This window comes from Klebsiella sp. LTGPAF-6F, from assembly GCF_001753185.1.
In the GTDB taxonomy this organism is placed as follows: domain Bacteria; phylum Pseudomonadota; class Gammaproteobacteria; order Enterobacterales; family Enterobacteriaceae; genus Klebsiella; species Klebsiella michiganensis.
On record NZ_CP017450.1, the window covers coordinates 1,977,455 to 2,003,511 of the forward strand.

The window sequence follows — 26,057 nt, forward strand, 5'->3', positions numbered from 1 at the left end:
GGTTAATGATGAAAAGTTAGCAGGCTATGATGGTACACCGCTGTGCCATTCCGGCAAACTTTTCAGCATCTACCGCTAAAGAGCCGATACACTTGATCTTTCAGGCTGCCAGGAGGCAACCTGAAGAGCGTTGTGTATGCATATTGTGTTTTTCAGGGTGTCGTTAGTCTGAAAAATGAAATTTCCACGTGCAGTGAGGAAGGAGTATTCATGAAACAAACCGTTTATACCGCCAGCCCGGAAAGCCAGCAGATTCACGTCTGGGATCTGGATCTTGAGGGGAAACTGACCCTGGTGCAGGTTGTTGATGCCCCGGGCCAGGTGCAGCCGATGGTGGTGAGCCCGAACAAAGAGTTTCTCTACGTCGGCGTGCGTCCGGAGTTTCGCGTACTGGCCTACCGCATTGCGCCCGATAATGGCGCCCTGACTTTCGCCGGTGAAGCCGCGCTGCCGGGTAGCCCAACGCATATTTCTACCGATCGTCAGGGGCGCTTTGTGTTCAGCGCTTCCTATAACGCGGGCTGCGTGAGCGTTACGCCGCTGGTGGACGGCCTGCCGCGAGAAGCGGTGGCGGTGGTTGAAGGTCTGGAAGGCTGCCACTCGGCAAATATCTCTCCCGATAATCGCACCCTGTGGGTACCGGCGCTGAAGCAGGATCGTATCTGCCTGTTTACCCTGAGCGACGACGGTTTCCTCGCAGAGCAGGAGCCGGCTGAAGTGACCACCGTTGAAGGCGCGGGCCCGCGTCACATGGTGTTCCATCCGAATCAGCAATACGGCTACTGCGTCAACGAACTGAACAGCTCCGTTGACGTCTGGGAGCTGAAAGATCCGTACGGAAAAATCGAATGCGTGCAGACGCTGGACATGATGCCGCCTGATTTTGCCGGCGTGCGCTGGGCGGCGGATATCCATCTGACCCCGGATGGCCGTCATCTCTACGCCTGCGATCGTACCGCCAGCATTATCACTATCTTCAGCGTCTCGGAAGACGGCAGCGTGCTGTCCATCGAAGGCTATCAGAATACCGAGACCCAGCCGCGCGGCTTTAACCTCGATCATAGCGGCAAATATCTGATCGCCGCCGGTCAGAAATCGCATCATATCGCGGTGTATGAAATCAAAGGCGAGCAGGGACTGCTCCAGGAAAAAGGGCGCTATGCCGTAGGCCAGGGCCCGATGTGGGTCGTGGTCAACGCTCGCTAAGTTCTCTGTCAGTGACGAAACCTCGCCGCGGCGAGGTTTTTTTACGCCTGCGCAGGGGCTACTTCACCCGCATACGATACTCAATCATGCCGCTTTTCTCCGCGACCCAGTTATACAGACGCTGGCCCCGAAGGTTGGTCTCATGCGTGTGCCAGTACAGGCTGGCTGCGTGACGTTTGCGCGCCTGCAGCTGAACATACTCAATCAGCTGTTTGCCGATATGCTGACCGCGAACGGCCGGGTCAACGAAGAGGTCCTCCAGATAGCAGTAGTCGCTTTCGGCCCAGGTGGAGCGGTGGAAGAGATAATGTACGAAACCCACTATCCTGCCTTCCTGTTTTGCCACTGCGCAGAACATCGGTTCGGCGGGATGGAAAAAGCGCTTCCAGGTGAGCTGCGTGATGGTTTCCGGGATGTCGACGCGATAAAACGTCTGGTAGCTTTTCCACAGCGGCAGCCACTGGGCAAAGTCGCTTTCAGCCGCGGGGTGGAGGGTTACCTGCGCGAGGTTAACGTCGGTTTTGTTGCTATTCATGGCTGTTCCTTATTTTTATCAACCGGATGGTTTGACCTGGCGCTATGGTAGGTGCTGTTCTGGTTCCTAAAAAGTGACACTTTCTGTATATTTATAGGATCCACTTTTATGCCGTCGATGCCCGCTGCCGCTCATGCCAAAACCCATTGCCCCTCTGTTTCAGGAACTGTTATTAGCCCGCGGCGTGATTAAAGATCAGGTCTACCACGCCCTGCGTCAGGCGATTCTGGATGGCCGATTGTCGGCGGGTTCAAAAATCCCCTCCAGCCGGGCGTTGGCTGAGATGATGGCGATCTCGCGAAACTCGGTTATTGCCGGTTTTGACCGCCTGATGGATGAGGGGTACCTGGTCACGCGCAAGGGGGCGGGCACCTTTGTCTGCGAGCATATCCCGGATAACCTCATTAGCGAGTATGACGCGTCGACGCCGCCCGAAACGGCAATAGCCGCCGCAGGGCCGCTTAATCCTGATGTCGCCGCACTGGTGTCATCATGGTCAGAAAGAGAGGACAGCGGCGAAATGCGTCAGGTTTTTGCCGTCGGTATCGGCTGTACCGATCTCTTCCCTCATGCTTTATGGGGGCGGCTGCTGGGGCGCGTCTGGCGGCAATCGCGTCGTGAGCTGGGAGCGCACGCCACGCCCTATGGATATCAACCTCTACGCCAGGCGATTAGTCGCTATATTCAGGCGACGCGCGGCGTCAATTGCCACGAAGATCGGGTGATCATTGTCAACGGTATTCAGCAAGCGCTTTCCATCACCGCTCAGGCTTTACTGGAAAAGGGCGATGAGGTCTGGCTCGACGATCCCGGATACAACGGCGCCCGCGGCGCATTCGCCGCCAGGGGAGCGGTGGTCCGGCCCGTTCGGGTTGACGAGGAGGGCATGGATATTCAGGATGGCATTCGCCATTACCCGCAAGCTAAGCTGGTCTATACCGCGCCGTCGCACCAGTTCCCGCTCAGTGGAACGCTTAGCCTGCCCAGAAGGCTCGCCTTACTGGAATGGGCGGAAGCCCATCGGGCGTGGATATTTGAAGACGATTACAATAGCGAATTCCGCTATGCCGCCCGCTCTCTGCAGGCGTTGCAGGGGTTAGATAATCATCAGCGCGTCATCTACGCGGGCACATTTTCTAAGATGATGTATCCGGAGTTCCGGCTGGGCTTTTTAGTGGTCCCCGAGCATTTGCGTGAACAGTTTGCCATGACGAAATATTACACCGATCTCTGTAGTGGATATCTCGAACAGGCCGTCCTGGCTCGTTTCATCAGCGAGGGGCACTATGCCAGCCACGTCCGGCGTATTCGCAAAGCCTGTTTTGAGCGTAAAAGCGCGCTGGAGGCGGCGATTGCACGCTACTTTGCCGGGCGCATGGTCGTACATCCAACGGATTCGGGTATTCACATAGTCTGCTGGCTATCAGCGGGTTTAAAGGCTGAAGAGGTCGTCGCTAAGGCGCGCCAGCCAGGTTTCGGCGTGCAGACGTTTGAGCGCTATTGTCAGCGGCCGATGTCGCGCGAAGGAGTTTTATTCGGTTTTGCAAACCATCCCCCAGCGGTTTTGACCGAGGGAATTCGCCGCCTGGCTGCGATGTTTTAGCTCAGCAATACGGGAAATATTTTGCAGGGGATTAATGGCATTCATTGCCGGGTTATATTGCAGACAAAGATTATCTTTTTGGAAAACCTGCCCCGTCCTGATTATTCATCTGACAACAGGGGCAGAGTTTTAAAAAGAGAGATACCGCGCCTGGATTTAACGTATATCCACGGCTTCTGTAATAATACAACCATTCGCTTAGCGATATGTGACTTCCCTGTTTAATTACAGCCGGTTAATAAATCAGATATCATCCATGGTGTAGCTGACGACGATTTCCAGGGTTTTGCGGATAACGTCTGCAGTTACGACATCGCTGGTGGTTTCCAGCGCCGTAATTAACCACAAAATAATCGCCTTGTTGCTGAGGTGACCCTCAGACTCAAGGATGCTGCTGATAGCCAGCGACATCACCGCTGATTCATCGATCAGTCTGTCGCCTGCGTTGCGGAAATATTCAGAGAGTGCGGTATCGTTCAGGCCTGCGTAAATATCCGGTTGCTGATGCATAGTCTGTCTCATCATATTCTCTACTTTGTAAGTTAAACATTAGACCAGTAGTGGTCAGTGTATTTTATTCGTACCTGGCTGCTGAGGGGAACCTAATAACGAATTCGGCTCATCCCAATTATGCTTAGCGCCTGAAGTACCCACGGTATTGTTTTTCCCACGGCGAGCTACCATATTACTGATTTCATCGATAATACGCCCAATTGCATTCCGCCGCTTTTTATCCTGTTCCCCAGCCTGCATGGCCTGGAGTTTCCCGATCAGTGCTTGTTTACTAATAGGCCCCTTATTTTTGAGTAGAGAGAGGACAGCCTCTCCAATCAATAAATCGGTTAGTGGATCATAATCATTGCGATTCATAACGGTATCTCTGATCATTGTCATCTCCTTGACTGGGAATTTAGTAGCAAGCCGGTAATCCGTGTCAGATACTGGCCCATCCCTTATATTTCCTCATTCAGTAACGACTTAAATCACCAGATAGCTGAAGCCACTTTTATCACTGATGCTCAAACAAGAGACCAATCAACGTTTGATAATGGTTTTCTTCTTCAGGTTCTGAAGCCACTTCAAGGCGACCCAGCAGTTTCGTACACAGGGATTTGCGATTCAGGTTGCGTCCTTCATTAAGGATATCCATTACAATCTGCCCTAACGTCTCCTGCTGCGAAGGTAACGACGCTTTATTGAAGTAGTGGGCAATAGCGTTAGCCGTGTCAGGAATGTAACCGTTCTGCTGCATATGTGCTCCTGTCAGTTCAATTATCAGTGAAGTTGCGATTAAAGTTATACAATGTTTATCAACTTGTACATAGAAAATGGAAAAAATATGTTAATTTTCTTAATGTTTTTCGTAACATATTGATTTGTATGGTTTTACAATTGTACAAATCTTAAGGTAAACATCGAGTGGAGATGTACGAGTTGTACAGGTATGCAGGAAGGCAAGAACGCCAGCGAAAAGAGGGTGTTAATGTGATTTATTTGTTAATGACTCGGGCTCTTTTACAGGACTTATGCGGGTAGACCTGCTACTGTAATATCTTATTGGCTTTCATCTCTTCTGTCGGAAACTTCATGCTCACTACCATCATTTATCGCAGCCATATCTGCGACAACGTGTCAATTAAATCGCTCGAAAGCATGGTTGCTGAAGCAAATGTCAAGAATAGTCAGGAAAACGTGTCGGGTATTCTGCTTTTTAACGGCACCCACTTTTTTCAGCTATTAGAAGGACCTGAAGAGAAGGTCGAGGAAATTTACCGCCGTATCTGCGCAGACCCGCGGCACCATAACCTCGTGGAGCTGCTCAGGGATCATGGACCGATGCGGCGCTTTGGTAAAATTGGCATGGAACTCTTTGATTTACGAGAGTTTGACCGCGATGAAGTGCTGCAGGCTGTGCTGGATAAAGGGACCACAAAATATCAGCTCACCTATGACGACAGAGCGCTCCATTTTTTCCGTACCTTCGTCGAAGCCACGGAAAAGGAAAACTATTACGAAATTCCTGCGGCTGAAAGCTGGGAGTTTGTGATAGAAGACGCTGCCTGCTACCCTGAAACTCCGCTGCAAGAGGCCGAATGCAGCTTTGCTTTTCAGCCGGTCATCGATCCGTTTGCCAAAGAGGTCGTCTCCTACGAAGCGCTGCTGCGCACGACTTCCGGTGATTCGCCAGCGGTCTATTTTGACGGACTTTCGCGAGAGGAAATCTACTGGACGGATCTCCACAGCAAGCGCATTGCCTTCGCCATGGCGGGACTTTTGCACCTCCGTGGACGCACGTTGTCGATTAATCTGCTGCCCATGACGCTGGTGAATGTTCCCAACGCTGTCGAATTTCTGTTAGCGGAAATTGAAGCCAGCGGTTTGATCCCTGAGCAAATTATTGTGGAATTTACCGAAAGCGAAGCCATTTCCCGTCTTGATGAATTCACCGATTCCGTGCGTAAGCTCAAGTCTGCGGGAATTCGCGTGGCTATCGATCATTTTGGCGCCGGGTTTGCCGGGCTATTGCTGCTGGCTCAGTTTCAGCCGGACCGCATCAAGATTAATCGCCAGCTGGTCAAAGATATCCATAAGCACGGCCCAAAACAGGCAATCGTTCAGGCGATTATTAAATGCTGTCACTCCCTGGAAATCGCCATTTCTGCGGTAGGTATCGAGCAGGCGGAGGAGTGGATGTGGCTGGAGTCAGCGGGGATTACGCATTTCCAGGGAAATTTATTTGCCAGTCCGTGTCTGGGAGGCATTCCGCCGGTAGCATGGCCAGAGAAAAAAGTAGCGTGTGAGCTTCTTTAAATTTTGACCCCGGCTCAGCGCAGCGTGTCGGTTAAAAAGCGGTGTATAACGGTAAAATAAGCCCTGTTTTTTGCCCGGTATATCGGCGCCCGACCTGTTTATTTTAGCTGTACAAGAAAAGTTAATTGTACAACCAGGCTAAATTCGTTAATTTAGTCGGTAAAGTATTATCAGGTTAGAGGGCGCTAATGGCATATTACAGCATCGGTGAGGTTGCCGAACGTTGCGGAATCAACCCCGTGACTTTGCGTGCATGGCAGCGAAGATATGGTTTGCTAAAGCCGCAGAGAAGCGAGGGAGGCCACCGCCAGTTTGACGAGGAGGACGTTCAGCGCATTGAGGAAATCAAACGCTGGATCGATCGCGGAGTCTCCGTGGGCAAGGTTAAGGCGCTTCTGGAAGGCCATCAACCTGAAACGCAAGACGCTGCCGTCCTGCTCCAGGAAGAGATGATGACGCTTCTGCGAGGTGTCCAGCCCTCAAAATTACGCACCCGCATCATGTCCCTCAGCCATGAATATCCCGTAGATAAACTGATTGACCGGCTCTTTGTCCCCGTCCGCAGTAAGCTCAATCTCGATCCGAATACCTCCATGGCGATTATCAGTATGCTGGACGGTATCCTGATTGATTGCGTAGCGTCCATTCTTGCGGAATCGCGCAAAAAGGTGGGGAAAGAGACGCTGTTGGTGGGGTGGGGTAATGAAGACCGTACCCGTCTGTGGCTGGAAGCGTGGCGTTTATCGCAGCGCGCCTGGCACGTCAACGTGCTGGCGGAGCCGCTAGATTCTCCTCGCCCGGAACTGTTTCCTGGTCAGCATATTTTTGTCTGGACCGGCCGCGCGCTGACCCCCTTGCAGGCAGAATTACTTAGCCACTGGCAAAGCCAGGGCTTCACCATTGAGTTTCACGGAGAGTAAGCGTCTTAGAGGGTTAGCAGCGGAACATTTTTAGAGATGTTATTCCGCCGCTTGTCTTCCTGAAGCATGGCAACATGCGCTGGCAGGTAAATTATCAGAAATTGAGCTGGGTCCAGGCTTTAAACGTTTCGCTGCGGCTAATATTAAAAAAATCTGTCCGACCCGAGCAGCCGAGCTTTTTGATTAAGGTCAGGCGAATTTGATAAATTGTTTTAATATGTAAATTCAGCGACTTCCCTATATTTGCCATCGCTTCACCATCGTTCATCAGGCGAATCACTTCTTTTTCGCGATTGGTAAAAACGATACTTTCAGATTCCCGGTCCGGCTTCTTACCGAACAAGGTGGGGCGGAGAATAAACGATTTTATCTCAGCGGGCGTTGAGCGCGCCGGGATTCTGTACATTGGTATTTCGCTCAGGAAGTTCAAATCATTACCGTCGGTGAGCAGGACAAAACGAACTCTTTTGCGATCGTAATGATGATTAAGCACCGCATAATAGTTATCGCTGGTGAAAAAGACATATTTTCCATGAAAACAGCCTGGTGATAATGAATCGAGTACAAGCTGTAATCCTTGACGAAGAAGGTTATTGTTAATCCAAAGATCGTAATGATTAAAAAAGTGACCTTGCTTGTCGTTATTCATTTGTCCTCCGAGGTAGAAGTGTTAATAATGGCTTAATTTAACAAATCACATATCATGCTTAGTGATGGTTTTTACCACGTAGCACATGCAGCGTTTGGATATATAAATCGGCGAGTATTTCATTTTTCTCGAGATTCAGGCGCCGCTGAACCTCAACGATTAAACGCTCATGGCTAACGGCTTCGCTCTCCGTCTGGGTCTGCACCATGTGTTCGATATTTTTCAGCAAAGCAGAGTTAGAAATAAACTCTGCAGGAATAGTATTTTTAATCTGCATGGTATATCTCGGGTTATGTTAGACAATAAATCAACAAACAAAGATGCGGGATAAAAATCATCTTTGCTCTACGGTTCTTCACCATTTCAAAGGAAATGGTGTGCATTTTTTTAAATCATAAGAATGCTGTAATGCAGAATTTAAAACTTACGTAATAACTATAGTCACGATCTTCAGGATGTACAATTTTTCCGAATTAATTTTGTACATTTAGTTGGTTTTTTTAACATTTACTTATAACATATTGTTTTGTATAGTTATTTTTTGTAAAGATAATGTGAAAAAGTTGTACAGGACGGCGTCTGTACAGGGATAACCTACAGGATGAGGGGATAGCGGTGAAGAAGCGGGAAGGGCACAGCGGGAAGAGAAAGAGACAAAGGGGGAATAGCTTCCCCCTTTTGGCGTAAGCGTTACTGCTTCGGTTCAGCGACGACAAAGCTTCCCACGCCGCGGTTGTTGTATTCCCACATGCGGTTGAAGTTAGCGTCATTCAGGTTACGCTGCGGGTTGCCTTTGGCATCCGCAGTACCGGTGTTGCCGCTAAACGGACGGTTTGAACCGACGGCATCAGCCCACGGTTTGGCAATATTAAAGCCTTCATTAATGACGCTATCGCGAATAACGACCTGGCCATTGGTGTTGCCGTCAACGTCCAGAGAGCGGCCCAGTTGCGCGACGTTATCGCCGGAAGCGGTAAAGCGGCTGTTGATCGCCAGGAAGCCGTAGGTCACGCTCTTCAGGGTCGCTGGCGCAAAGACGTAGCCCTCTTTCTGGGTGCGCGAGTTGACTACGCGGAAGTCGGTATTGTCGAACACGACCGCCCCACGACCGGAAACGATATCGACGTCGCCTTCAATATAGCTGTTGCTGACCAGGGTTCGGGTCTGACGGTTATCCTGCAGGCGGTTTTGTACGCCGCTGTTGGTCACGAAAAAGGTGTTCTGGCGACCGAGGATATTCACCTTGTTAATCTGTACCCGATCGCCATCGCTACGCAGCGCCACGGCCTGATGGGTGCCCGCGTCTACGCTGTCGCCGAGGTTGTTGGCGATAGCCAGGTTCTGTAGCTGGAGATCGTTATTCTGCGACCAGAATACCGCTGAGCACATCACGCCAACGGTGGCGGCACGTCTGCTCTGGCAGCTGTCGTACATATACCAGGCCGGTTTGCCCGGCATATATTTGCCGCCCGGATTAACCTGGTGACGCCAGGAGACCGGATCCATTTCTGAATCAATCGCTGCGCTGATTTTTACATCAATCGGCTTCTCACCGGTGCCGTACAGGGTCAGCGCGCCAGGCGCCGCCGGAACGTATACGGTGCCCGCATATTCACCCGGCATGATGGCGATAAACTGACGACGATTGGAGTGGCGGGTAATCGCTGCATCCACCGCGGCCTGAATCGTGGTGTGGGTTACCCCCTGGGTACCCGCAGGACCCACAACAAAATCCGGCTGCGCCGGGAGGCTGATGGCGGACGGGCTCCACGCCGCGGCGTTAGGATCGAGAGACTGGAAATAGCTCGCCGGTAAGAAGTTTTTCGCCTCATCGGCGGTTAAAACTGGACGAGAGGCCGTGCCCGGCGCTGTTTGCGTTGAGGGCTGTTGGTCGGCAGGCGTCGAACTACAGGCGGACAACGTCACGCCAAAGGCCAGCGCCAGCGCCAGGCGGGAAACGGAATATGTGTTCATGTTGCTCCGGGCAAGAATAAATTAAGGGTATAGGTCCTTTAAAGCCTGCTGTTTTATACCAACTTAAGCGAAACGGGAAGACGTAGCGCAAAAAAGTTGCTTCTTTACATAATAAGAGCCGGAAACGAGCCGCTTTTGATCACAAATAGATAACATTTGCCGGGGGCTGAGTTGACATTTCTCGCGGAATCAAAATAAATGTCTATACAACCCATGACAAGTTGACCGCTATGACACACACACCTTCCGAACGCCTAATCTGGCGAAACGTCCGTCTGGCCACGCTCGATCCGCGTTTCTCTCAGCCGTATGGACTCGTGGAGCATCATGCGCTGCTGGTGCGCGATGGACGCATTGAAGCCATTGTGCCCGAAAGCGAGGCGCCCGCAGGGCAGAGTATTGACCTCGGCGGCAGGCTGCTCACGCCGGGGCTGATTGATTGCCACACGCACCTGGTCTTCGGCGGCAGCCGGGCGCAGGAGTGGGAGCAGCGCCTCAACGGCGTCTCCTACCAGACCATTAGCGCCAACGGCGGCGGCATTAACGCGACCGTGCGCGCCACCCGGGAAAGCAGCGAAACGGAGCTGCTGGCGCTGGCCCGGCAGCGGCTGGCTCGTCTGCTGCGCGAAGGGGTCACCACCCTGGAGATCAAGTCCGGCTACGGGCTGGATCTCGCAAACGAACGTAAAATGCTGCGGGTTGTACAACAGCTTGCCGCAACGCATACCGTTGAGATTTCCCCCACGCTACTCTCCGCCCACGCCACGCCGCCGGAATATAAAGGCGACCCGGACGGCTATATCAATCTGGTATGCGAAACCATTCTGCCCACGCTGTGGGAAGAGGGGCTATTTGAAAGCGTCGATGCCTTCTGCGAAAACGTCGGCTTTACCCCCGCGCAGACTGAACGGGTTTACAGCACGGCCCAGGCATTAGGTATCCCGGTAAAAGGTCACGTTGAGCAGCTCTCTTCGCTGGGCGGCGCCGAATTAGTGAGCCGCTATAAAGGCCTGTCCGCCGACCATATTGAATACCTGACCCCAGAGGGCGTGGCGGCGATGAGCCGCAGCGGCACCGTGGCGGTGCTCCTGCCCGGCGCGTTCTATTTCCTTAACGAAACCCGCAGGCCGCCGGTTGAACTGCTGCGCGAATATCAGGTTCCGATGGCGGTGGCGACGGACTACAACCCCGGCACCAGCCCCTTCGCCAGCCTGCATCTGGCGATGAATATGGCCTGCGTGAAATTTGGCTTAACGCCGGAGGAGGCGTGGGCAGGCGTAACCCGTCATGCGGCTCAGGCGCTGGGCCGCCAGGCGAGCCACGGTCAGCTGGCGCCGGGCTTCGTTGCTGATTTTGCTATCTGGGACGCGGAGCATCCGGTTGAGATGGTTTACGAGCCGGGGCGCAGCCCGCTCTGGCAGCGCGTGGTGCGAGGAGAAATCGCATGAAGCTATGACAACCGACGACCGCCGGGATTTGTCAGGGGCGCGACGACAGCGCGGAGGCGCGGCAAATCGCCCATTGGTGGCAGTAGCGATTCAGTATATTCTGGACGTTTCGCCGCCCATTCGCACAAGGAAGCCCGGCCATGTTCTCATCGCAACCTCGTTCCGCGCCTGCGCCTTTCTATGAAAAGGTGAAACAGGCTATTAGCGAAAAGATCCACAGCGGCGTCTGGCGTCCGCACGATCGCATTCCTTCAGAGGCGGAGCTGGTGGCGCAGTTTGGCTTTAGCCGGATGACCATCAATCGGGCGCTGTGCGAGCTGACCGATGAAGGCCGGCTGGTGCGATTACAGGGGGTGGGGACGTTTGTCGCGGAGCCGAAAGGGCAGTCGGCGCTGTTTGAAGTGCGCAGCATCGCGGAGGAAATTACCTCTCGTCATCATCAGCACCGCTGCGAGGTGGTGCTGCTGGAGGAAACGCAGGCGGATCTGATTCAGGCCGCGGCGCTCAACGTGGCCGCCGGTACGCGGATTTTCCATTCGCTGATGGTGCATTTTGAAAATGAGGTACCGGTACAGATTGAGGACCGCTGCGTCAACGCCGCCGTGGTGCCGGACTATCTGCGTCAGGACTATACCGCGACCACGCCCCACGACTATCTGTCGCTGATCGCCCCTCTGACCGAAGGGGAGCACATTGTTGAGGCGGTGCAGGCAACGGCGGAGGAGTGCGCGCTGCTGCATATTCACGCGCACGACCCGTGTCTGCTGATCCGCCGCCGCACCTGGTCCACCACCCATATCGTTTCCCACGCGCGCCTGATTTTCCCCGGCAGCCGCTACCGTCTGCAGGGCCATTTTGGTTCCTGATCTTCCTGCGCGTCGGCAAAACGTGATTGCTGACGCAATATAACAAAAATGTATCTTTTGTGTTAAATCCTGGCTTGCGTATGCTTGTATAGACAAGTATATGTATCTATGTACACAACGTTAATTGTCAGGAGAAACCCCCGATGTCGCAAAGCAAATACCGCCAGCAGGACGTACGTGCACCGCGTGGCACAACGTTAAATGCGAAGAGCTGGCTGACCGAAGCTCCGCTGCGTATGCTCATGAATAACCTCGACCCGGATGTCGCCGAAAACCCGCATGAGCTGGTGGTGTATGGCGGCATCGGACGCGCGGCGCGCAACTGGGAATGCTATGACGCTATCGTGAAGGCGCTGAAAAACCTCGAGAGCGACGAAACGCTGCTGGTGCAGTCCGGTAAGCCGGTGGGCGTATTCAAAACCCATGAAAACTCGCCGCGGGTGCTGATCGCCAACTCCAACCTGGTGCCGCACTGGGCAACCTGGGAACACTTTAACGAGCTGGATGCCAAAGGGCTGGCGATGTACGGCCAGATGACCGCCGGCAGCTGGATCTACATTGGCAGCCAGGGCATCGTGCAGGGTACCTATGAAACCTTCGTTGAGGCAGGCCGCCAGCACTACCAGGGCAGCCTGAAGGGGCGCTGGGTGTTGACCGCCGGTCTGGGCGGCATGGGCGGCGCGCAGCCGCTGGCCGCGACCTTAGCGGGCGCCTGCTCGTTGAATATCGAATGCCAGCAGAGCCGCATCGATTTCCGCCTGCGTACCCGCTACGTTGATGAACAGGCGACGTCGCTGGATGACGCGCTGGCGCGCATCAAAAAATACACCGCCGAGGGCCGGGCAATCTCTATCGCACTGTGCGGCAATGCGGCAGAGATCGTACCGGAAATGGTCAAACGCGGCGTGCGCCCGGATATGGTGACCGATCAGACCAGCGCCCACGATCCGCTGCACGGCTATCTGCCGAAAGGCTGGAGCTGGGAAGAGTACCAGGCTAAGGCCGAGTCGGACCCGCAGGGCACTATCCTGGCGGCGAAACGCGCAATGGCCGACCACGTGCAGGCGATGCTGGCATTCCACGAAATGGGCGTGCCGACGTTTGACTACGGCAACAACATTCGCCAGATGGCCCAGGAGATGGGCGTTGGCAACGCGTTTGCTTTCCCTGGCTTCGTTCCCGCCTATATCCGCCCGCTATTCTGCCGCGGCATCGGCCCGTTCCGCTGGGTTGCCCTGTCCGGCGACCCGCAGGACATCTATAAAACCGACGCGAAAGTGAAAGAGATCGTTAAAGACGATAAGCACCTGCATCACTGGCTGGATATGGCCCGCGAGCGTATCAGTTTCCAGGGGCTACCGGCGCGTATCTGCTGGGTAGGCCTCGAATGGCGGCAGAAGCTGGGGCTGGCGTTTAACGAAATGGTGCGCAGCGGCGAAGTCTCCGCACCGATCGTCATTGGCCGCGACCATCTGGACTCCGGCTCCGTCGCCAGCCCGAACCGCGAGACGGAAGCGATGCGCGATGGTTCCGACGCCGTCTCCGACTGGCCGCTGCTCAACGCCTTACTGAATACCGCCAGCGGGGCGACCTGGGTGTCGCTGCATCACGGCGGCGGCGTCGGGATGGGCTTTTCGCAGCACTCCGGCATGGTTATCGTCTGCGACGGTACCGATGAAGCGGCGGTGCGCATTGCCCGCGTCCTGCACAACGACCCGGCGACCGGCGTGATGCGTCATGCCGACGCGGGCTACGATATCGCGATTGAGTGCGCGACAGAACAAGGTTTGAATCTTCCGATGGTGGCAGCAACGCAGGGGCACGCTAAATGAACGCTTTAACACTGATTCCGGGTCAACTCAGCCTGTCGCAGCTGCGCGACGTCTACAGCCAGCCGCTGAACATTACGCTAGACGAAAGCGCGTTCGCGGCGATTGATGACAGCGTTGCCTGCGTCAACGCGATTCTGGCGGAAGGCCGCACCGCCTACGGTATCAACACCGGTTTTGGCCTGCTGGCGCAGACGCGCATCTCAACCGAAGATCTGGAAAACCTTCAGCGATCGCTGGTGCTGTCGCACGCGGCGGGGATTGGCGAACCGCTGGATGATGACCTCGCGCGTCTGATTATGGTGCTGAAAATTAACAGCCTGTCGCGCGGCTTTTCCGGCATTCGCCTGAGCGTGATTCAGGCGCTGATTGGCCTGGTCAACGCGGGCGTGACGCCGTGGATCCCGGCGAAGGGATCGGTCGGCGCCTCCGGCGACCTCGCGCCGCTGGCGCATATGTCTTTGACCCTGCTTGGCGAAGGGAAAGCGCGCGTGCGCGGCGGGGAGTGGCTGCCGGCGACGGAAGCGCTGCGTCAGGCGGGGCTTGAGCCGATTACTCTGGCGGCGAAAGAGGGGCTGGCGCTGCTCAACGGCACGCAGGCGTCGACGGCGTTTGCCCTGCGCGGCCTGTTCGAAGCCGAAGACCTGTTCGCTTCCGCGGTGGTTTGCGGGTCGTTAACCACCGAAGCGGCGCTCGGTTCGCGTCGTCCGTTTGATCCGCGCATTCACGAAGCGCGCGGTCAGCGCGGGCAGATTGACGCCGCGGCGCTCTATCGCCATCTGCTGACCGACGACAGCGCGATTTCCCAGTCGCACCATAACTGCACCAAGGTGCAGGATCCGTACTCTCTGCGCTGCCAGCCGCAGGTGATGGGTGCCTGCCTGACCCAGCTTCGCCAGGCGGCGGAAGTGCTGCTGGTTGAAGCCAACGCGGTATCCGATAACCCGCTGGTGTTCGCCAGCGAGAACGACGTGATTTCCGGCGGTAACTTCCACGCCGAACCGGTGGCGATGGCGGCGGATAATATCGCGCTGGCGATTGCCGAAATCGGATCGCTGTCGGAGCGCCGTATCGCGCTGATGATGGACAGCCATATGTCGCAGCTGCCCCCTTTCCTGGTCAAAAACGGCGGCGTCAACTCCGGGTTTATGATTGCCCAGGTGACGGCGGCGGCGCTGGCCAGCGAGAACAAAGCGCTGTCGCACCCGCACAGCGTGGACAGTCTGCCAACCTCCGCTAACCAGGAAGACCACGTCTCGATGGCCCCGGCCGCCGGCCGCCGCCTGTGGGCGATGGCGGAAAATACCCGCGGCGTACTGGCCGTGGAGTGGCTGGCAGCCGTGCAGGGTCTGGATATGCGCGAAGGTCTGAGCAGCAGCCCGCTGCTGGAAGAGGCGCGCCACCTGCTGCGCGAACGGGTGACCCATTACACCGAGGACCGCTTCTTCGCCCCGGACATCGAAAACGCCATTGCGCTCCTGGCGGCGCGTCATCTGACGCGGCTGCTGCCTGCCGTGCTCTGAGACCAACGCTAAACCATCGCTGTTCTCTGTACCTGCGCCGGGAGGATCTCTTCCTCCCGGCCACCCTACACGCATATTTGTCGTCGTATAAAAACTATCAGGACACTTGCATATGCAACAACAAAACAAGCCACACCTGCTGCGCGGGCTGAATGCCCGGCACATTCGTTTTATCGCCCTCGGCTCCGCCATCGGTACCGGGCTGTTCTACGGCTCGGCATCGGCGATCAAGGCCGCGGGCCCGGCGGTACTGCTGGCCTATCTGATCGGCGGCGCGGCGGTGTTTATCGTGATGCGGGCGCTGGGGGAAATGGCGGTACGCAACCCCGTTTCCGGCTCCTTCAGCAGCTACGCGCGCCAGTATCTTGGCCCGCTGGCGGGTTTTATTACCGGCTGGACCTACACCTTTGAGATGGTGATCGTCGCCCTCGCGGACGTTACCGCGTTCGGCATCTATATGGGGCTGTGGTATCCCGATGTTCCCCGCTGGATCTGGGTGCTGAGCATTATCTTTTTTATCGGCGCCATGAACCTGTGCAGCGTGCGCGTTTTCGGCGAGATGGAGTTCTGGCTGTCGCTGATCAAAGTGGTGGCGATTATTGCCATGATTGTGGCGGGCGGCAGCATCATTTTCTTTGGATTCGGTAACGCCTTTCCGGCAACCGGGCTGGAGAATTTGTGGAGCCACGGCGGCTTTGCCCCTAACGGCTGGGAGGGGATTATAGCCTCGCTCGGTATCGTGATGTTTGCCTTTGGCGGCGTCGAGATTATCGGCGTGACCGCGGCGGAAGCGAAGAATCCGCAGAAGGTGATCCCGCAGGCGATCAATACTATCCCGCTGCGAATCGTGCTGTTCTATGTCTGCACCCTGGCGATTCTGATGGCGATTTTCCCGTGGAACAGCTTCGGCGAGCGGGGCAGTCCGTTCGTGCTGATTTTTGATGGTCTGGGGATTCCGGCGGCGGCCACCATCCTGAATATCATCGTGATCAGCGCCAGTATTTCGGCGATTAACAGCGATATTTTTGGCGCGGGGCGCATGATGTACGGCATGGCGAAAGAGGGGCTGGCGCCGAAGAGCTTCCAGCGCATCGCCAGCAATGGGGTGCCGTGGATGACGGTGGTGGTGATGGGCGTAGCGCTGCTGGCGGCGGTGGTGCTGAACTACCTGATGCCGGAGCAGGTGTTTGTGCTGATTGCCTCGCTGGCGGCCTTCGCGACGGTGTGGGTCTGGCTGATGATCCTGCTGGCCCACTTTGCGATGCGTCGCGGCCTGTCCGCTGAAGAGCGCGGCAATATCGCGTTCCCGGTGCCGTTCTGGCCGGTGGCGCCGCTGCTGACGCTGCTGTTTATGGGACTGGTCATCGCGGTGCTGGGGATGGTGGAGGAGACGCGGATTGCGCTTATCGCCGGTCTGGTATGGCTCGGGCTGCTGACGGCGGTGTGGTTTGCGCGGGTGCGCAAAAACGCCGTGCAGGCGGTGACGGAGTCGTGATTGTTTTGGTTTACCCGGGTTGCGGCTGACGCCTTACCCGGGCTACCCAATCGCACTCACCTGTAGCCCGGATAAGGCGTTAACGCCGCCATCCGGGGATTAGCTAAACAGGGCGGTAATCGACGCGCTGCCGAGGCTGTGGAAATGGACGTTAAAGCCGACCATCGCGCCGCTCGCGCCCTCATCGACCGAAATTTTTTCGACGTCCAGCGCGTGGACGGTAAAGATATAGCGATGGGTCTCGCCTTTTGGCGGCGCCGCGCCGCCGTATCCGGCCTGGCCAAAATCGGTACGGGTCTGAATCGCTTCTTCGGGCAGTTCCGCCTGTCCGGAGCCGGCTCCCTGCGGTAACACGCGGGTATCGGCCGGAAGATTGGCCACCAGCCAGTGCCACCAGCCGGAGCCGGTTGGCGCATCGGGATCGAAGCAGGTCACCACAAAGCTTTTGGTTCCGGCCGGCACATCGTCCCACGCCAGATGCGGCGAGATATTATCGCCATCGTAGCCCATGCCGTTAAAGACATGACGATTGGGCAGCTTCTCACCATCCTGTAAATCATGACTGATTAATTTCATCGTCTCTCCTCGTAGTCATCCGCTGATTAGCCAGAAAGTGTAGCGCGAGAGAGGCGCCATTACCGTCGCTTATTCGCTAAAAAATGTTTCTTCCTGAACCGCAGCGTTTACCGCCCGCGTCAGGCGGCTCAGCTGATCCGGCGTAATGATGTACGGCGGCATCAGGTAAATCAGGCGACCGAACGGGCGGATCCACACGCCTTGTTCGACGAAAAAGCGCTGCAGGGCGGCCATATTCACCGGCCGATGCGTCTCGATCACGCCAATCGCTCCCAGCACCCGCACATCGGCAACCTGCGTGGATTCGCGCGCCGGCGCCAGCTCGGCGCTGAGCTGCGCTTCAATGGCTGCCACCTGCTGCTGCCATTCGCCGCTTTCCAGCAGGCGCAGGCTCTCGGTCGCCGCCGCGCAGGCCAGCGGGTTGCCCATAAAGGTCGGGCCGTGCATAAAGCAGCCGGCTTGCCCGTCGCTGATAGTTTCTGCCACCTGACGGGTGGTGAGGGTGGCGGAGAGGGTCATGGTGCCGCCGGTCAGCGCTTTGCCGAGGCACAGAATATCCGCCGCAATCCCCGCGTGCTCGCAGGCGAACAGCTTACCGGTTCGACCAAAGCCGGTGGCGATCTCATCGGCGATCAGCAGGATGCCCTCGCGATCGCACATCCTGCGGATCCGCCTGAGCCACTCGGGGTGGTACATCCGCATTCCGCCCGCGCCCTGAACAATCGGCTCGAGGATCACCGCGGCGATTTCATGGCGGTGGGCGGCCATCAGGCGGGCGAACGGCACCATATCCCGCTCATCCCAGTCGCCATCGAAGCGGCTCTGCGGCGCCGGGGCGAAGAGGTTATCCGGCAGATAGCCCTGCCACAGGCTGTGCATTGAGTTCGTCGGATCGCAGACCGACATCGCGCCGAAGGTATCGCCGTGATAGCCGTTGCGGAAGGTGAGAAAGCGCTGGCGCGGGTCTCCCTTCGCCTGCCAGTACTGCAGCGCCATTTTCATCGCCACTTCGACGGCGACGGAGCCGGAATCGGCGAGGAACACGCATTCGAGGCTTTCCGGGGTCATCGCCACCAGCTGGCGGCACAGGGCGACCGCGGAAGGGTGGGTAATCCCACCGAACATGACGTGCGACATCTGGTCAATCTGCGCTTTCATCGCCGCGTTCAGGCGCGGGTGATTGTAGCCATGAATGGCCGCCCACCAGGACGACATGCCGTCAACCAGCTGCCCGCCGTCGGCGAGGGTCAGCTCACAGCCGTGGGCGGCCACGACCGGATAGACCGGCAGCGGCGAAGTCATTGAAGTGTAAGGGTGCCAGATGTGGCGCCGATCGAAAGCGAGGTCGTCCGTTGTCATAATCGACTTGTAAACCATTTTGAAAACATTTAGGTTTACTAGTATAAACCGAACCAACAATTAACAAAACCCTTTGGAGAGGCTAATGGCTCACCACCCCCGCTGGACAATGTCGCAAGTTACTGAGTTATTTAATAAACCCTTTCTGGATCTGCTGTTTGAAGCGCAACAGATCCATCGCCAGCACTTCGACCCGCGCCAGGTTCAGGTCAGCACGCTGCTGTCGATTAAGACCGGCGCCTGCCCGGAAGACTGCAAATACTGCCCGCAAAGCGCGCGCTATAAAACCGGTCTGGAATCCGAACGCCTGATGGAGGTTGAACAGGTGCTTGAGTCGGCGCGACAGGCGAAACAAGCCGGTTCAACCCGCTTCTGTATGGGGGCGGCGTGGAAGAATCCGAACGATCGCGATATGCCGTATCTTGAGCAGATGGTGAAAGGGGTAAAAGCGCTGGGGCTGGAAGCGTGCATGACCCTTGGCACGCTCAACGATAGCCAGGCCCAGCGTCTGGCCGGCGCCGGTCTGGATTACTACAACCACAATCTCGATACCTCGCCGGAATTCTACGGCAATATCATCACCACCCGCACCTACCAGGAGCGCCTCGATACCCTCGATAAAGTGCGCGATGCCGGAATTAAAGTGTGCTCCGGCGGTATCGTCGGGCTGGGGGAAACGGTCAAAGACCGCGCCGGGCTGCTGCTACAGCTGGCCAATCTGCCGACGCCGCCGGAAAGCGTGCCGATCAACATGCTGGTGAAGGTCAAAGGCACGCCGCTGGCGGATAACGACGACGTGGACGCCTTTGATTTTATTCGTACTATCGCCATCGCGCGCATCATGATGCCGACCTCGCACGTGCGCCTCTCCGCCGGTCGTGAACAGATGAACGAACAGACCCAGGCGATGTGCTTTATGGCCGGGGCGAACTCGATTTTCTACGGCTGCAAGCTGCTGACCACGCCAAACCCGGAAGAGGACAAAGACCTGCAGCTGTTCCGCAAGCTGGGGATTAATCCGCAGCAGACCGAGGTACTGGAAGGCGATAACGCCCAGCAGCAGCGCCTGGAGCAGGCGTTGATGAACCCGGATACCGAGGAATATTACAACGCGGCGGCGCTATGAGCTGGCAGCACCGCATCGAGCTGGCGCTGGCGGAACGGCAGGCGGCGGATGCCTTGCGCAGTCGCCTGCCGGTGACGCTGGGCGCAGGACGCTGGCTCAGCCGCGAAGGGCGGCGCTGGCTCAATTTTTCCAGCAACGATTATCTTGGCCTCAGCCAGCATCCGGCTATCGTCAAGGCCTGGCAGCAGGGGGCGGATCGTTACGGCGTCGGCAGCGGCGGCTCCGGCCACGTCAGCGGCTATAGCGAGGCGCACCGCGCGCTGGAGGAGCAGCTGGCCGGCTGGCTGGGCTATCCGCGCGCGCTGCTGTTTATTTCCGGCTTTGCCGCGAATCAGGCGGTGATTGCCGCGCTGGCGGGCAAAGAGGATCGGATTGTCGCCGACCGTCTCAGCCACGCTTCGCTGCTGGAAGCCGCCAGCCTAAGCCCGGCGCAGCTGCGGCGTTTTCAGCACAACGACAGCCGCCATCTTGACGATTTGCTGGCGAAACCGCTATCCGGCCAGCAGCTGGTGGTGACCGAAGGCATTTTTAGCATGGACGGCGATAGCGCGCCGCTGGCTGAGGTTTATCAGGCGGCGCGGGCGGCCGGTGCGCTTCTGCTGGTTGACGACGCGCACGGTATCGGCGCGCTCGGCGAAGAGGGGCGCGGCAGCTGCTGCGCGCAGCAGGTACGCCCGGATCTGCTTATCGTCACCTTCGGTAAAGCGTTTGGCGTCAGCGGCGCGGCGGTGCTGTGCAGCGAGGCGCTGGCGGATTATCTGCTGCAGTTTGCCCGCCATCTGATTTACAGCACCGCCATGCCGCCGGCGCAGGCGGTGGCGCTGAGCGCCGCGCTGGCCGTGATTCGCAGCGACGAGGGTCAGCAGCGGCGGGAAACGCTGGCCGGCCATATCGCCGACTTTCGCCGGGGAATGTCCCACTATCCCGGCGAGCTCACTGATTCCGGCAGCGCGATCCAACCGCTGATCGTCGGCGACAACGCCCGCGCGCTGCGGCTGGCGGCGCGTCTGCGTGAGGAAGGCTGCTGGGCGACGGCCATTCGCCCGCCGACGGTTCCCGTCGGCAGCGCGCGGCTGCGCCTGACGCTGACCGCCGCGCACGAGTCTGCCGATATCGCCCGCCTGCTGGAGGTGCTGCATGACGGCGGTGAATAAGCGCGCCGTCGCGGCGGCGTTTGGCCGCGCGGCGGGACATTACGCTCAGCACGACGAATTACAGCGTCTTAGCGCCTCGCTGCTGCTGGAACAGCTCGATATCAAGACCTTTCCTGAGGTGCTGGACGCGGGCTGCGGCCCCGGCAGCATAAGCCGCTTCTGGCGCGATGCAGGGAGCCGGGTGACGGCGCTGGATCTTTCCGTCGACATGCTGGCGGAGGCCCGCCGCGGAAACTGCGCGCACCGCTACGTCGAGGGCGACATTGAAGCGCTGCCGCTGGCGGACGGCTGCGTTGATCTGGCGTGGAGCAACCTTGCGGTTCAGTGGTGCGACAATCTCGCGACCGCCATTGATGAGCTGTCCCGGGTCGTGCGGCCCGGCGGCCGCGTGGCGTTTAGTACGCTGCTGTCAGGTTCGTTACCTGAGCTCAATCAGGCCTGGCGAGCCATCGATGAGCGGCCGCACGCCAACCGTTTTCTCAGCGAGCAGGCGGTGCGTCAGGCGCTGGCCGAACGCCGCGCCAGCGGCCACGTCCACGCCATCACGCTGCCGTTTCCCGACGCGCTCAGCGCGATGCGCTCGCTTAAAGGCATTGGCGCGACCCATCTGCACCACGGACGCAGCCCTGCGCCGCTCAGCCGCGGCAAGCTGCGGCAGCTCCAGCTCGCCTGGCCGCAGCAGCAGGGCCAGTGCCCGCTGACGTATCATCTTTTTACAGGAGTTATCGAACGTGACTAAACGTTTCTTCGTTACCGGCACCGACACCGAGGTGGGGAAAACCGTCGCCAGCTGCGCGCTGCTGCAGGCGGCCAATCGCGAGGGATTTAAGAGCGCTGGCTACAAACCGGTGGCTTCCGGCAGCGACTATACGGCCCAGGGATTACGTAATGAGGATGCGCTGGCTTTACAGCGCAATAGCCGCGTGGCGCTGCGCTACGAGCAGGTCAATCCGTTCACCTTTGCTGAACCGACGTCACCGCATATTATCAGCGCCGATGAAGGGAGACCGATTGACGCCGCCGCGATTTCTGCTGGCCTGCGCGAGCTGGAAGCGCTGTCCGACTGGCTACTGGTGGAAGGGGCGGGGGGCTGGTTTACGCCGCTGTCAGAAACGCTGACCTTTGCCGATTGGGTAGAGGAAGAGCGGCTGCCGGTGATTTTAGTGGTCGGCGTTAAGCTGGGGTGCATCAACCATGCCATGCTGACCGCTCAGGCGGTGCTGCAGGCCGGGCTGCAGCTGGCGGGCTGGATAGCCAACGATATCCAGCCGCCCGCCAGGCGCCACCCTGAATATCTGGCAACGCTGAAACGCGTGCTGCCCGCGCCGTTTCTTGGCGAGATCCCGTGGCTGGCGGAGGCGGCTCAGCGCGAGGATCTCGGTCAGTATCTCGACCTCAGCGCGCTGGATCGGGCGTCATCCACTTCGCCAGCAGCGGGGCATCCAGCTGGATAACGTCGCCCTGAGCTACGCTGCGTCCACAGTGCAGCAGACAGAAACGATCCGCCACCCGACGAATAAACGGCAGGTGCTGTTCGGCGATCAGCACCGTCAGGCCAATATCGCGGTTCAGGCGCATCAGTAAATCCCCGAGCTTGTGCAGGAAGCGCTGGCCGCCGCCGCGCGAAGGTTCGTCGAGGATCAGCAGGCGCGGACGGGTTATCAGCGCCCTGGCCAGCGCCAGCTGGTACTGATCGTCGGCGCTCAGGGTAATCCCTTTACTTTGGCGCAGAGCGTACAGCTCGGGGAACAGATCGTAAATCTCTCCGGCGACCGCTGACGCCGGTTCGCCGCCCGCCGCAAGGGCAATGTGCAAATTTTCCTCCACGCTCAGCTGCGAAAAAATCCGTTTATCCTGCGGTACATAGCCAATGCCGATGGCGCTGCGCGACTGCGCGGAGAGCGGCATCAGGTCATAGGGCGCCGATCCTCCGTCCTGCCAGGTGATAGTGCCGCTGGCCACCGGTAGATGACCGGTAATACAGTTGACGAGCGTGGTTTTCCCCATTCCCTGGCGCCCCATGACGCAAGTGCATTTACCGGGTTTGAGCTCAAGGTCAACATTCCACAGCGTGTGCTGGCTTCCGTAATAGTGGTTCACGGCGCGTAGACTCAACATAGACGTTTTCTCCTTTCCTGGGATAGCAGGCGACGAGAAGATTCTGCAAATCTCTTGCCAGGAAAAAGAACTCTCGGTATTTGCTGGTCAATACAGGTGCGACCGGGCACAAGCGGACCGACCTTGCACTTTCCCGGTGCCCGCGCGCTGAAATGTGGTGCAAAAAATAACAAAAAATCTAGCCACTCTTCGCCAATAAACAGCAAAAAAAATTCAATTAATTTTTTTCGCGGCGGGTTTGGCCGGGGCGACGGGTTTTGTTCGGGTGGCTCGGGTCATGGGCTGCAGACAGTTATCCACTATTCCTGTGGATAACCTTGTGTATTAGAGTTAGAAAACTTGCGGTAAGCTAGAGAGTACGCGGCCTGCGGCCGAATTGGCGCGAAACCCGTCTTTTATTAAATTCTATTAAATATCAATTATTTAAATAAAATCAATGCCTGTAAGAAAAGTGTCACCGACTGCCATAAAACATTCATCCCCTCGCTTGACAAATGTTAAATGGCCATACTTTTTGGGGATAACCCTGAAGCGTGGTCGATTATCCCGTAAAGCGGTTTTTATTCGTCCATGTTGGCGGTAAAAAGCGCTAATTAGTCCGACTACGATAATACGACACTGTTTTTATATCCAGTATTTTTTATTGGCAAAAGCTGAGCCGGCGAGTAGAATTAAACACCTGCCGTTCAACCCTTCTTCAGGTTCTGATTGATGAGTAAACCGTTCAAGCTGCATTCTGCTTTCCGTCCCTCCGGCGATCAGCCGGAAGCCATTCGTCGCCTGGAAGAGGGGCTGGAAGATGGCCTGGCGCATCAAACCCTGCTCGGGGTCACCGGCTCAGGTAAAACGTTTACCATCGCCAACGTCATTGCTGACCTGCAGCGTCCGACGATGGTGCTGGCGCCAAACAAAACCCTGGCGGCGCAGCTATACGGCGAAATGAAAGAGTTCTTCCCGGAGAACGCGGTGGAGTATTTCGTCTCGTACTACGACTACTACCAGCCGGAAGCCTACGTGCCAAGCTCGGACACCTTCATCGAGAAAGATGCGTCGGTGAACGAACATATTGAACAGATGCGTCTGTCGGCGACCAAAGCGCTGCTGGAGCGTCGCGACGTGGTGGTGGTGGCCTCGGTCTCCGCTATCTACGGTCTGGGCGATCCGGATCTGTATCTGAAAATGATGCTGCATCTGACGGTCGGCATGATTATCGACCAGCGCGCTATTTTGCGCCGCCTGGCCGAGCTGCAGTACACCCGCAACGATCAGGCCTTCCAGCGCGGTACCTTCCGCGTGCGCGGCGAGGTGATTGATATCTTCCCGGCGGAGTCTGACGATATCGCGCTGCGCGTTGAGCTGTTCGATGAGGAAGTTGAGCGCCTGTCGCTGTTCGATCCGCTGACCGGTCATATTGAGTCGACGATCCCGCGCTTCACCGTTTATCCCAAAACCCACTACGTCACCCCGCGCGAGCGTATCGTCCAGGCGATGGAAGAGATTAAAGTTGAACTGTCGGAGCGGCGTAAGCGATTGCTGGAGAACAACAAGCTGCTGGAAGAGCAGCGTCTGAGCCAGCGTACGCAGTTCGACCTCGAAATGATGAACGAGCTGGGCTACTGCTCGGGGATTGAAAACTACTCGCGCTATCTGTCGGGCCGCGGGCCGGGCGAACCGCCGCCGACGCTGTTTGACTACCTGCCGGCCGATGGTCTGCTGGTCATCGATGAGTCCCACGTCACGATCCCGCAGATCGGCGGTATGTACCGCGGGGACCGGGCGCGCAAAGAGACGCTGGTGGAGTACGGTTTCCGCCTGCCGTCGGCGCTCGATAACCGTCCGCTCAAGTTTGAAGAGTTTGAGGCCCTGGCGCCGCAAACCATCTATGTTTCGGCGACGCCGGGAGCCTATGAGCTGGATAAATCCGGCGACGAGGTGGTGGACCAGGTCGTCCGTCCTACGGGGCTGCTGGATCCGGTCATCGAAGTGCGTCCGGTAGGCACCCAGGTCGACGATCTGCTCTCGGAAATTCGCATCCGCACCGCGATCAACGAGCGCGTGCTGGTCACGACGCTGACCAAACGCATGGCGGAAGATTTAACCGAATATCTGGAAGAGCACGGCGAGCGGGTGCGCTACCTGCACTCGGACATCGACACCGTGGAGCGCATGGAGATTATCCGCGACCTGCGCCTCGGCGAGTTTGACGTGCTGGTGGGGATCAACCTGCTGCGTGAAGGTTTGGATATGCCGGAAGTTTCGCTGGTGGCGATCCTGGATGCCGATAAAGAAGGCTTCCTGCGCTCTGAACGCTCGCTGATTCAGACCATTGGCCGCGCGGCGCGAAATATCAACGGCAAAGCGATTCTCTACGGCGATAAAATCACTCCATCGATGGCGAAAGCGATCGGGGAAACCGAGCGCCGCCGCGAGAAGCAGCAGGCGTACAACGAAGAGCACGGTATCGTTCCGCAGGGTCTGAATAAGAAAGTGGTCGACATTCTGGCGCTCGGTCAGAATATCGCGAAAACCAAAACCAAGGGGCGCGGCAAGTCTCGCTCACCGGTTGAGGCGGATGTCGTCGCGCTAACGCCGAAGGCGCTCCAGCAGAAGATTCACGAACTGGAAGGGCAGATGATGCAGCACGCGCAGAACCTGGAGTTCGAAGAGGCGGCGCAAATTCGCGACCAGCTTCACCAGCTGCGCGAGCTGTTTATCGCCGCTTCGTAGCGGCGTTGCCAGCTAAATATCGCCCGGGCCTTACCGGGTCTTCGGGCGATGGACGGAATGTGTTTTTCGTAGGCCGGGTAAGACGCCAGCCGCCACCCGACAGAAAAGCGGGCACATGAGCCAAAATGAGGTGGCCGA

24 protein-coding genes are annotated in these 26,057 nt (G+C 57.3%); 14 read left to right on the forward strand and 10 right to left on the reverse strand.

Annotated features, from left to right (window positions below; translation table 11 throughout):
• Positions 1-210 precede the first annotated feature (210 nt).
• Complete coding sequence (gene pgl, locus BJF97_RS09225) at positions 211-1,206, forward strand: 6-phosphogluconolactonase (protein ID WP_014228470.1); 996 nt, start codon at positions 211-213, stop codon at positions 1,204-1,206.
• Positions 1,207-1,264: 58 nt separating this feature from the next.
• Here pgl and BJF97_RS09230 read toward each other — a convergent pair whose 3' ends face one another.
• Positions 1,265-1,741, reverse strand: coding sequence for a GNAT family N-acetyltransferase (locus BJF97_RS09230; RefSeq protein ID WP_014228471.1), 477 nt, complete (start codon positions 1,739-1,741; stop codon positions 1,265-1,267).
• A gap of 133 nt (positions 1,742-1,874) precedes the next feature.
• On the opposite strand from BJF97_RS09230, the gene pdxR reads away from it, so the two are divergent.
• The gene (gene pdxR / locus BJF97_RS09235) at positions 1,875-3,344 is read left to right on the forward strand and encodes a MocR-like pyridoxine biosynthesis transcription factor PdxR (RefSeq protein ID WP_025108125.1); all 1,470 of its coding nucleotides are present in this window, start codon (positions 1,875-1,877) and stop codon (positions 3,342-3,344) included.
• A 243-nt stretch (positions 3,345-3,587) separates the two neighbouring features.
• On the opposite strand, the gene BJF97_RS09240 is transcribed toward pdxR, so the two are convergent.
• The 3 genes from BJF97_RS09240 to ycgZ form a co-directional block, all read right to left on the reverse strand.
• Positions 3,588-3,854, reverse strand: a complete 267-nt coding sequence (locus BJF97_RS09240) for a biofilm development regulator YmgB/AriR family protein (RefSeq protein ID WP_004849010.1) — start codon at positions 3,852-3,854, stop codon at positions 3,588-3,590.
• Positions 3,855-3,908: 54 nt separating this feature from the next.
• Positions 3,909-4,232 (reverse strand): hypothetical protein, encoded by a 324-nt coding sequence (locus tag BJF97_RS09245; protein ID WP_032694536.1) that lies wholly within the window; start codon positions 4,230-4,232, stop codon positions 3,909-3,911.
• 121 nt (positions 4,233-4,353) lie between these two features.
• Positions 4,354-4,596 carry a regulatory protein YcgZ gene (gene ycgZ / locus BJF97_RS09250; RefSeq protein WP_004849015.1) on the reverse strand — a complete coding sequence of 81 codons (243 nt, stop codon included), beginning with the start codon at positions 4,594-4,596 and terminating at the stop codon, positions 4,354-4,356.
• Positions 4,597-4,931: 335 nt separating this feature from the next.
• Here ycgZ and BJF97_RS09255 point away from each other — a divergent pair, with 335 nt between their 5' ends.
• Positions 4,932-6,155, forward strand: coding sequence for a diguanylate phosphodiesterase (locus BJF97_RS09255; protein ID WP_014228474.1), 1,224 nt, complete (start codon positions 4,932-4,934; stop codon positions 6,153-6,155).
• Positions 6,156-6,343: 188 nt separating this feature from the next.
• On the forward strand, positions 6,344-7,075 hold the full coding sequence (locus tag BJF97_RS09260; protein ID WP_014228475.1) for a MerR family transcriptional regulator: 732 nt from the start codon (positions 6,344-6,346) through the stop codon (positions 7,073-7,075).
• A 94-nt stretch (positions 7,076-7,169) separates the two neighbouring features.
• Here the strand turns inward: BJF97_RS09260 and BJF97_RS09265 are convergent, their stop codons facing one another.
• From BJF97_RS09265 to BJF97_RS09275, 3 genes are all read right to left on the reverse strand, one after another.
• Positions 7,170-7,724, reverse strand: a complete 555-nt coding sequence (locus BJF97_RS09265) for a LuxR C-terminal-related transcriptional regulator (RefSeq protein WP_004849021.1) — start codon at positions 7,722-7,724, stop codon at positions 7,170-7,172.
• A gap of 58 nt (positions 7,725-7,782) precedes the next feature.
• Complete coding sequence (locus BJF97_RS09270; RefSeq protein WP_014228477.1) at positions 7,783-8,001, reverse strand: hypothetical protein; 219 nt, start codon at positions 7,999-8,001, stop codon at positions 7,783-7,785.
• Between the two features lie 413 nt (positions 8,002-8,414).
• Entirely contained in the window at positions 8,415-9,698 is a 1,284-nt protein-coding gene (locus BJF97_RS09275; protein ID WP_032694535.1) for a putative acyl-CoA thioester hydrolase, read from the reverse strand.
• A 230-nt stretch (positions 9,699-9,928) separates the two neighbouring features.
• On the opposite strand from BJF97_RS09275, the gene hutI reads away from it, so the two are divergent.
• From hutI to BJF97_RS09300, 5 genes are all read left to right on the forward strand, one after another.
• Positions 9,929-11,146 (forward strand): imidazolonepropionase, encoded by a 1,218-nt coding sequence (gene hutI, locus BJF97_RS09280; protein ID WP_014228479.1) that lies wholly within the window; start codon positions 9,929-9,931, stop codon positions 11,144-11,146.
• 140 nt (positions 11,147-11,286) lie between these two features.
• Positions 11,287-12,012, forward strand: coding sequence for a histidine utilization repressor (locus BJF97_RS09285; RefSeq protein ID WP_032694534.1), 726 nt, complete (start codon positions 11,287-11,289; stop codon positions 12,010-12,012).
• A gap of 143 nt (positions 12,013-12,155) precedes the next feature.
• Complete coding sequence (gene hutU / locus BJF97_RS35050; protein ID WP_032694533.1) at positions 12,156-13,844, forward strand: urocanate hydratase; 1,689 nt, start codon at positions 12,156-12,158, stop codon at positions 13,842-13,844.
• On the forward strand, positions 13,841-15,364 hold the full coding sequence (gene hutH, locus BJF97_RS09295) for a histidine ammonia-lyase (protein WP_025108118.1): 1,524 nt from the start codon (positions 13,841-13,843) through the stop codon (positions 15,362-15,364). The genes hutU and hutH overlap by 4 nt, the downstream gene beginning before the upstream one ends.
• A gap of 112 nt (positions 15,365-15,476) precedes the next feature.
• Entirely contained in the window at positions 15,477-16,859 is a 1,383-nt protein-coding gene (locus BJF97_RS09300) for an amino acid permease (protein ID WP_004849033.1), read from the forward strand.
• A gap of 99 nt (positions 16,860-16,958) precedes the next feature.
• On the opposite strand, the gene BJF97_RS09305 is transcribed toward BJF97_RS09300, so the two are convergent.
• Complete coding sequence (locus BJF97_RS09305) at positions 16,959-17,435, reverse strand: kinase inhibitor (protein ID WP_032694532.1); 477 nt, start codon at positions 17,433-17,435, stop codon at positions 16,959-16,961.
• Positions 17,436-17,504: 69 nt separating this feature from the next.
• A complete protein-coding gene (bioA, locus tag BJF97_RS09310; protein ID WP_032694541.1) occupies positions 17,505-18,794 on the reverse strand; it encodes an adenosylmethionine--8-amino-7-oxononanoate transaminase in 1,290 nt (429 codons plus the stop codon).
• Positions 18,795-18,879: 85 nt separating this feature from the next.
• Here bioA and bioB point away from each other — a divergent pair, with 85 nt between their 5' ends.
• Genes bioB through bioD form a run of 4 tightly spaced genes read left to right on the forward strand, consistent with a single transcriptional unit; the run spans position 18,880 to position 22,528 of the window.
• Entirely contained in the window at positions 18,880-19,920 is a 1,041-nt protein-coding gene (bioB, locus tag BJF97_RS09315; protein WP_014228484.1) for a biotin synthase BioB, read from the forward strand.
• A complete protein-coding gene (gene bioF / locus BJF97_RS09320; protein WP_032694531.1) occupies positions 19,917-21,074 on the forward strand; it encodes an 8-amino-7-oxononanoate synthase in 1,158 nt (385 codons plus the stop codon). Before bioB ends, bioF begins: the two co-directional genes overlap by 4 nt.
• Positions 21,058-21,813, forward strand: coding sequence for a malonyl-ACP O-methyltransferase BioC (gene bioC / locus BJF97_RS09325; protein ID WP_032694530.1), 756 nt, complete (start codon positions 21,058-21,060; stop codon positions 21,811-21,813). The genes bioF and bioC overlap by 17 nt, the downstream gene beginning before the upstream one ends.
• A complete protein-coding gene (bioD, locus tag BJF97_RS09330; RefSeq protein WP_014837861.1) occupies positions 21,806-22,528 on the forward strand; it encodes a dethiobiotin synthase in 723 nt (240 codons plus the stop codon). Before bioC ends, bioD begins: the two co-directional genes overlap by 8 nt.
• Here bioD and BJF97_RS09335 read toward each other — a convergent pair.
• Positions 22,470-23,192 carry an ABC transporter ATP-binding protein gene (locus BJF97_RS09335; RefSeq protein WP_014228488.1) on the reverse strand — a complete coding sequence of 241 codons (723 nt, stop codon included), beginning with the start codon at positions 23,190-23,192 and terminating at the stop codon, positions 22,470-22,472. The genes bioD and BJF97_RS09335 overlap by 59 nt on opposite strands.
• 711 nt (positions 23,193-23,903) lie before the next feature.
• Between BJF97_RS09335 and uvrB the strand changes: the two genes are divergently transcribed.
• Positions 23,904-25,919 (forward strand): excinuclease ABC subunit UvrB, encoded by a 2,016-nt coding sequence (gene uvrB, locus BJF97_RS09340; RefSeq protein ID WP_014228489.1) that lies wholly within the window; start codon positions 23,904-23,906, stop codon positions 25,917-25,919.
• Positions 25,920-26,057 lie beyond the last annotated feature (138 nt).

Coding starts and splice junctions, on each gene's coding strand:
- pgl (WP_014228470.1), top strand. CDS start 211: ATGAAACAAACCGTTTATACCGCCAGCCCGGAAAGCCAGCAGATTCAC.
- BJF97_RS09230 (WP_014228471.1), bottom strand. CDS start 1,741: ATGAATAGCAACAAAACCGACGTTAACCTCGCGCAGGTAACCCTCCAC.
- pdxR (WP_025108125.1), top strand. CDS start 1,875: ATGCCAAAACCCATTGCCCCTCTGTTTCAGGAACTGTTATTAGCCCGC.
- BJF97_RS09240 (WP_004849010.1), bottom strand. CDS start 3,854: ATGCATCAGCAACCGGATATTTACGCAGGCCTGAACGATACCGCACTC.
- BJF97_RS09245 (WP_032694536.1), bottom strand. CDS start 4,232: ATGATCAGAGATACCGTTATGAATCGCAATGATTATGATCCACTAACC.
- ycgZ (WP_004849015.1), bottom strand. CDS start 4,596: ATGCAGCAGAACGGTTACATTCCTGACACGGCTAACGCTATTGCCCAC.
- BJF97_RS09255 (WP_014228474.1), top strand. CDS start 4,932: ATGCTCACTACCATCATTTATCGCAGCCATATCTGCGACAACGTGTCA.
- BJF97_RS09260 (WP_014228475.1), top strand. CDS start 6,344: ATGGCATATTACAGCATCGGTGAGGTTGCCGAACGTTGCGGAATCAAC.
- BJF97_RS09265 (WP_004849021.1), bottom strand. CDS start 7,724: ATGAATAACGACAAGCAAGGTCACTTTTTTAATCATTACGATCTTTGG.
- BJF97_RS09270 (WP_014228477.1), bottom strand. CDS start 8,001: ATGCAGATTAAAAATACTATTCCTGCAGAGTTTATTTCTAACTCTGCT.
- BJF97_RS09275 (WP_032694535.1), bottom strand. CDS start 9,698: ATGAACACATATTCCGTTTCCCGCCTGGCGCTGGCGCTGGCCTTTGGC.
- hutI (WP_014228479.1), top strand. CDS start 9,929: ATGACACACACACCTTCCGAACGCCTAATCTGGCGAAACGTCCGTCTG.
- BJF97_RS09285 (WP_032694534.1), top strand. CDS start 11,287: ATGTTCTCATCGCAACCTCGTTCCGCGCCTGCGCCTTTCTATGAAAAG.
- hutU (WP_032694533.1), top strand. CDS start 12,156: ATGTCGCAAAGCAAATACCGCCAGCAGGACGTACGTGCACCGCGTGGC.
- hutH (WP_025108118.1), top strand. CDS start 13,841: ATGAACGCTTTAACACTGATTCCGGGTCAACTCAGCCTGTCGCAGCTG.
- BJF97_RS09300 (WP_004849033.1), top strand. CDS start 15,477: ATGCAACAACAAAACAAGCCACACCTGCTGCGCGGGCTGAATGCCCGG.
- BJF97_RS09305 (WP_032694532.1), bottom strand. CDS start 17,435: ATGAAATTAATCAGTCATGATTTACAGGATGGTGAGAAGCTGCCCAAT.
- bioA (WP_032694541.1), bottom strand. CDS start 18,794: ATGACAACGGACGACCTCGCTTTCGATCGGCGCCACATCTGGCACCCT.
- bioB (WP_014228484.1), top strand. CDS start 18,880: ATGGCTCACCACCCCCGCTGGACAATGTCGCAAGTTACTGAGTTATTT.
- bioF (WP_032694531.1), top strand. CDS start 19,917: ATGAGCTGGCAGCACCGCATCGAGCTGGCGCTGGCGGAACGGCAGGCG.
- bioC (WP_032694530.1), top strand. CDS start 21,058: ATGACGGCGGTGAATAAGCGCGCCGTCGCGGCGGCGTTTGGCCGCGCG.
- BJF97_RS09335 (WP_014228488.1), bottom strand. CDS start 23,192: ATGTTGAGTCTACGCGCCGTGAACCACTATTACGGAAGCCAGCACACG.
- uvrB (WP_014228489.1), top strand. CDS start 23,904: ATGAGTAAACCGTTCAAGCTGCATTCTGCTTTCCGTCCCTCCGGCGAT.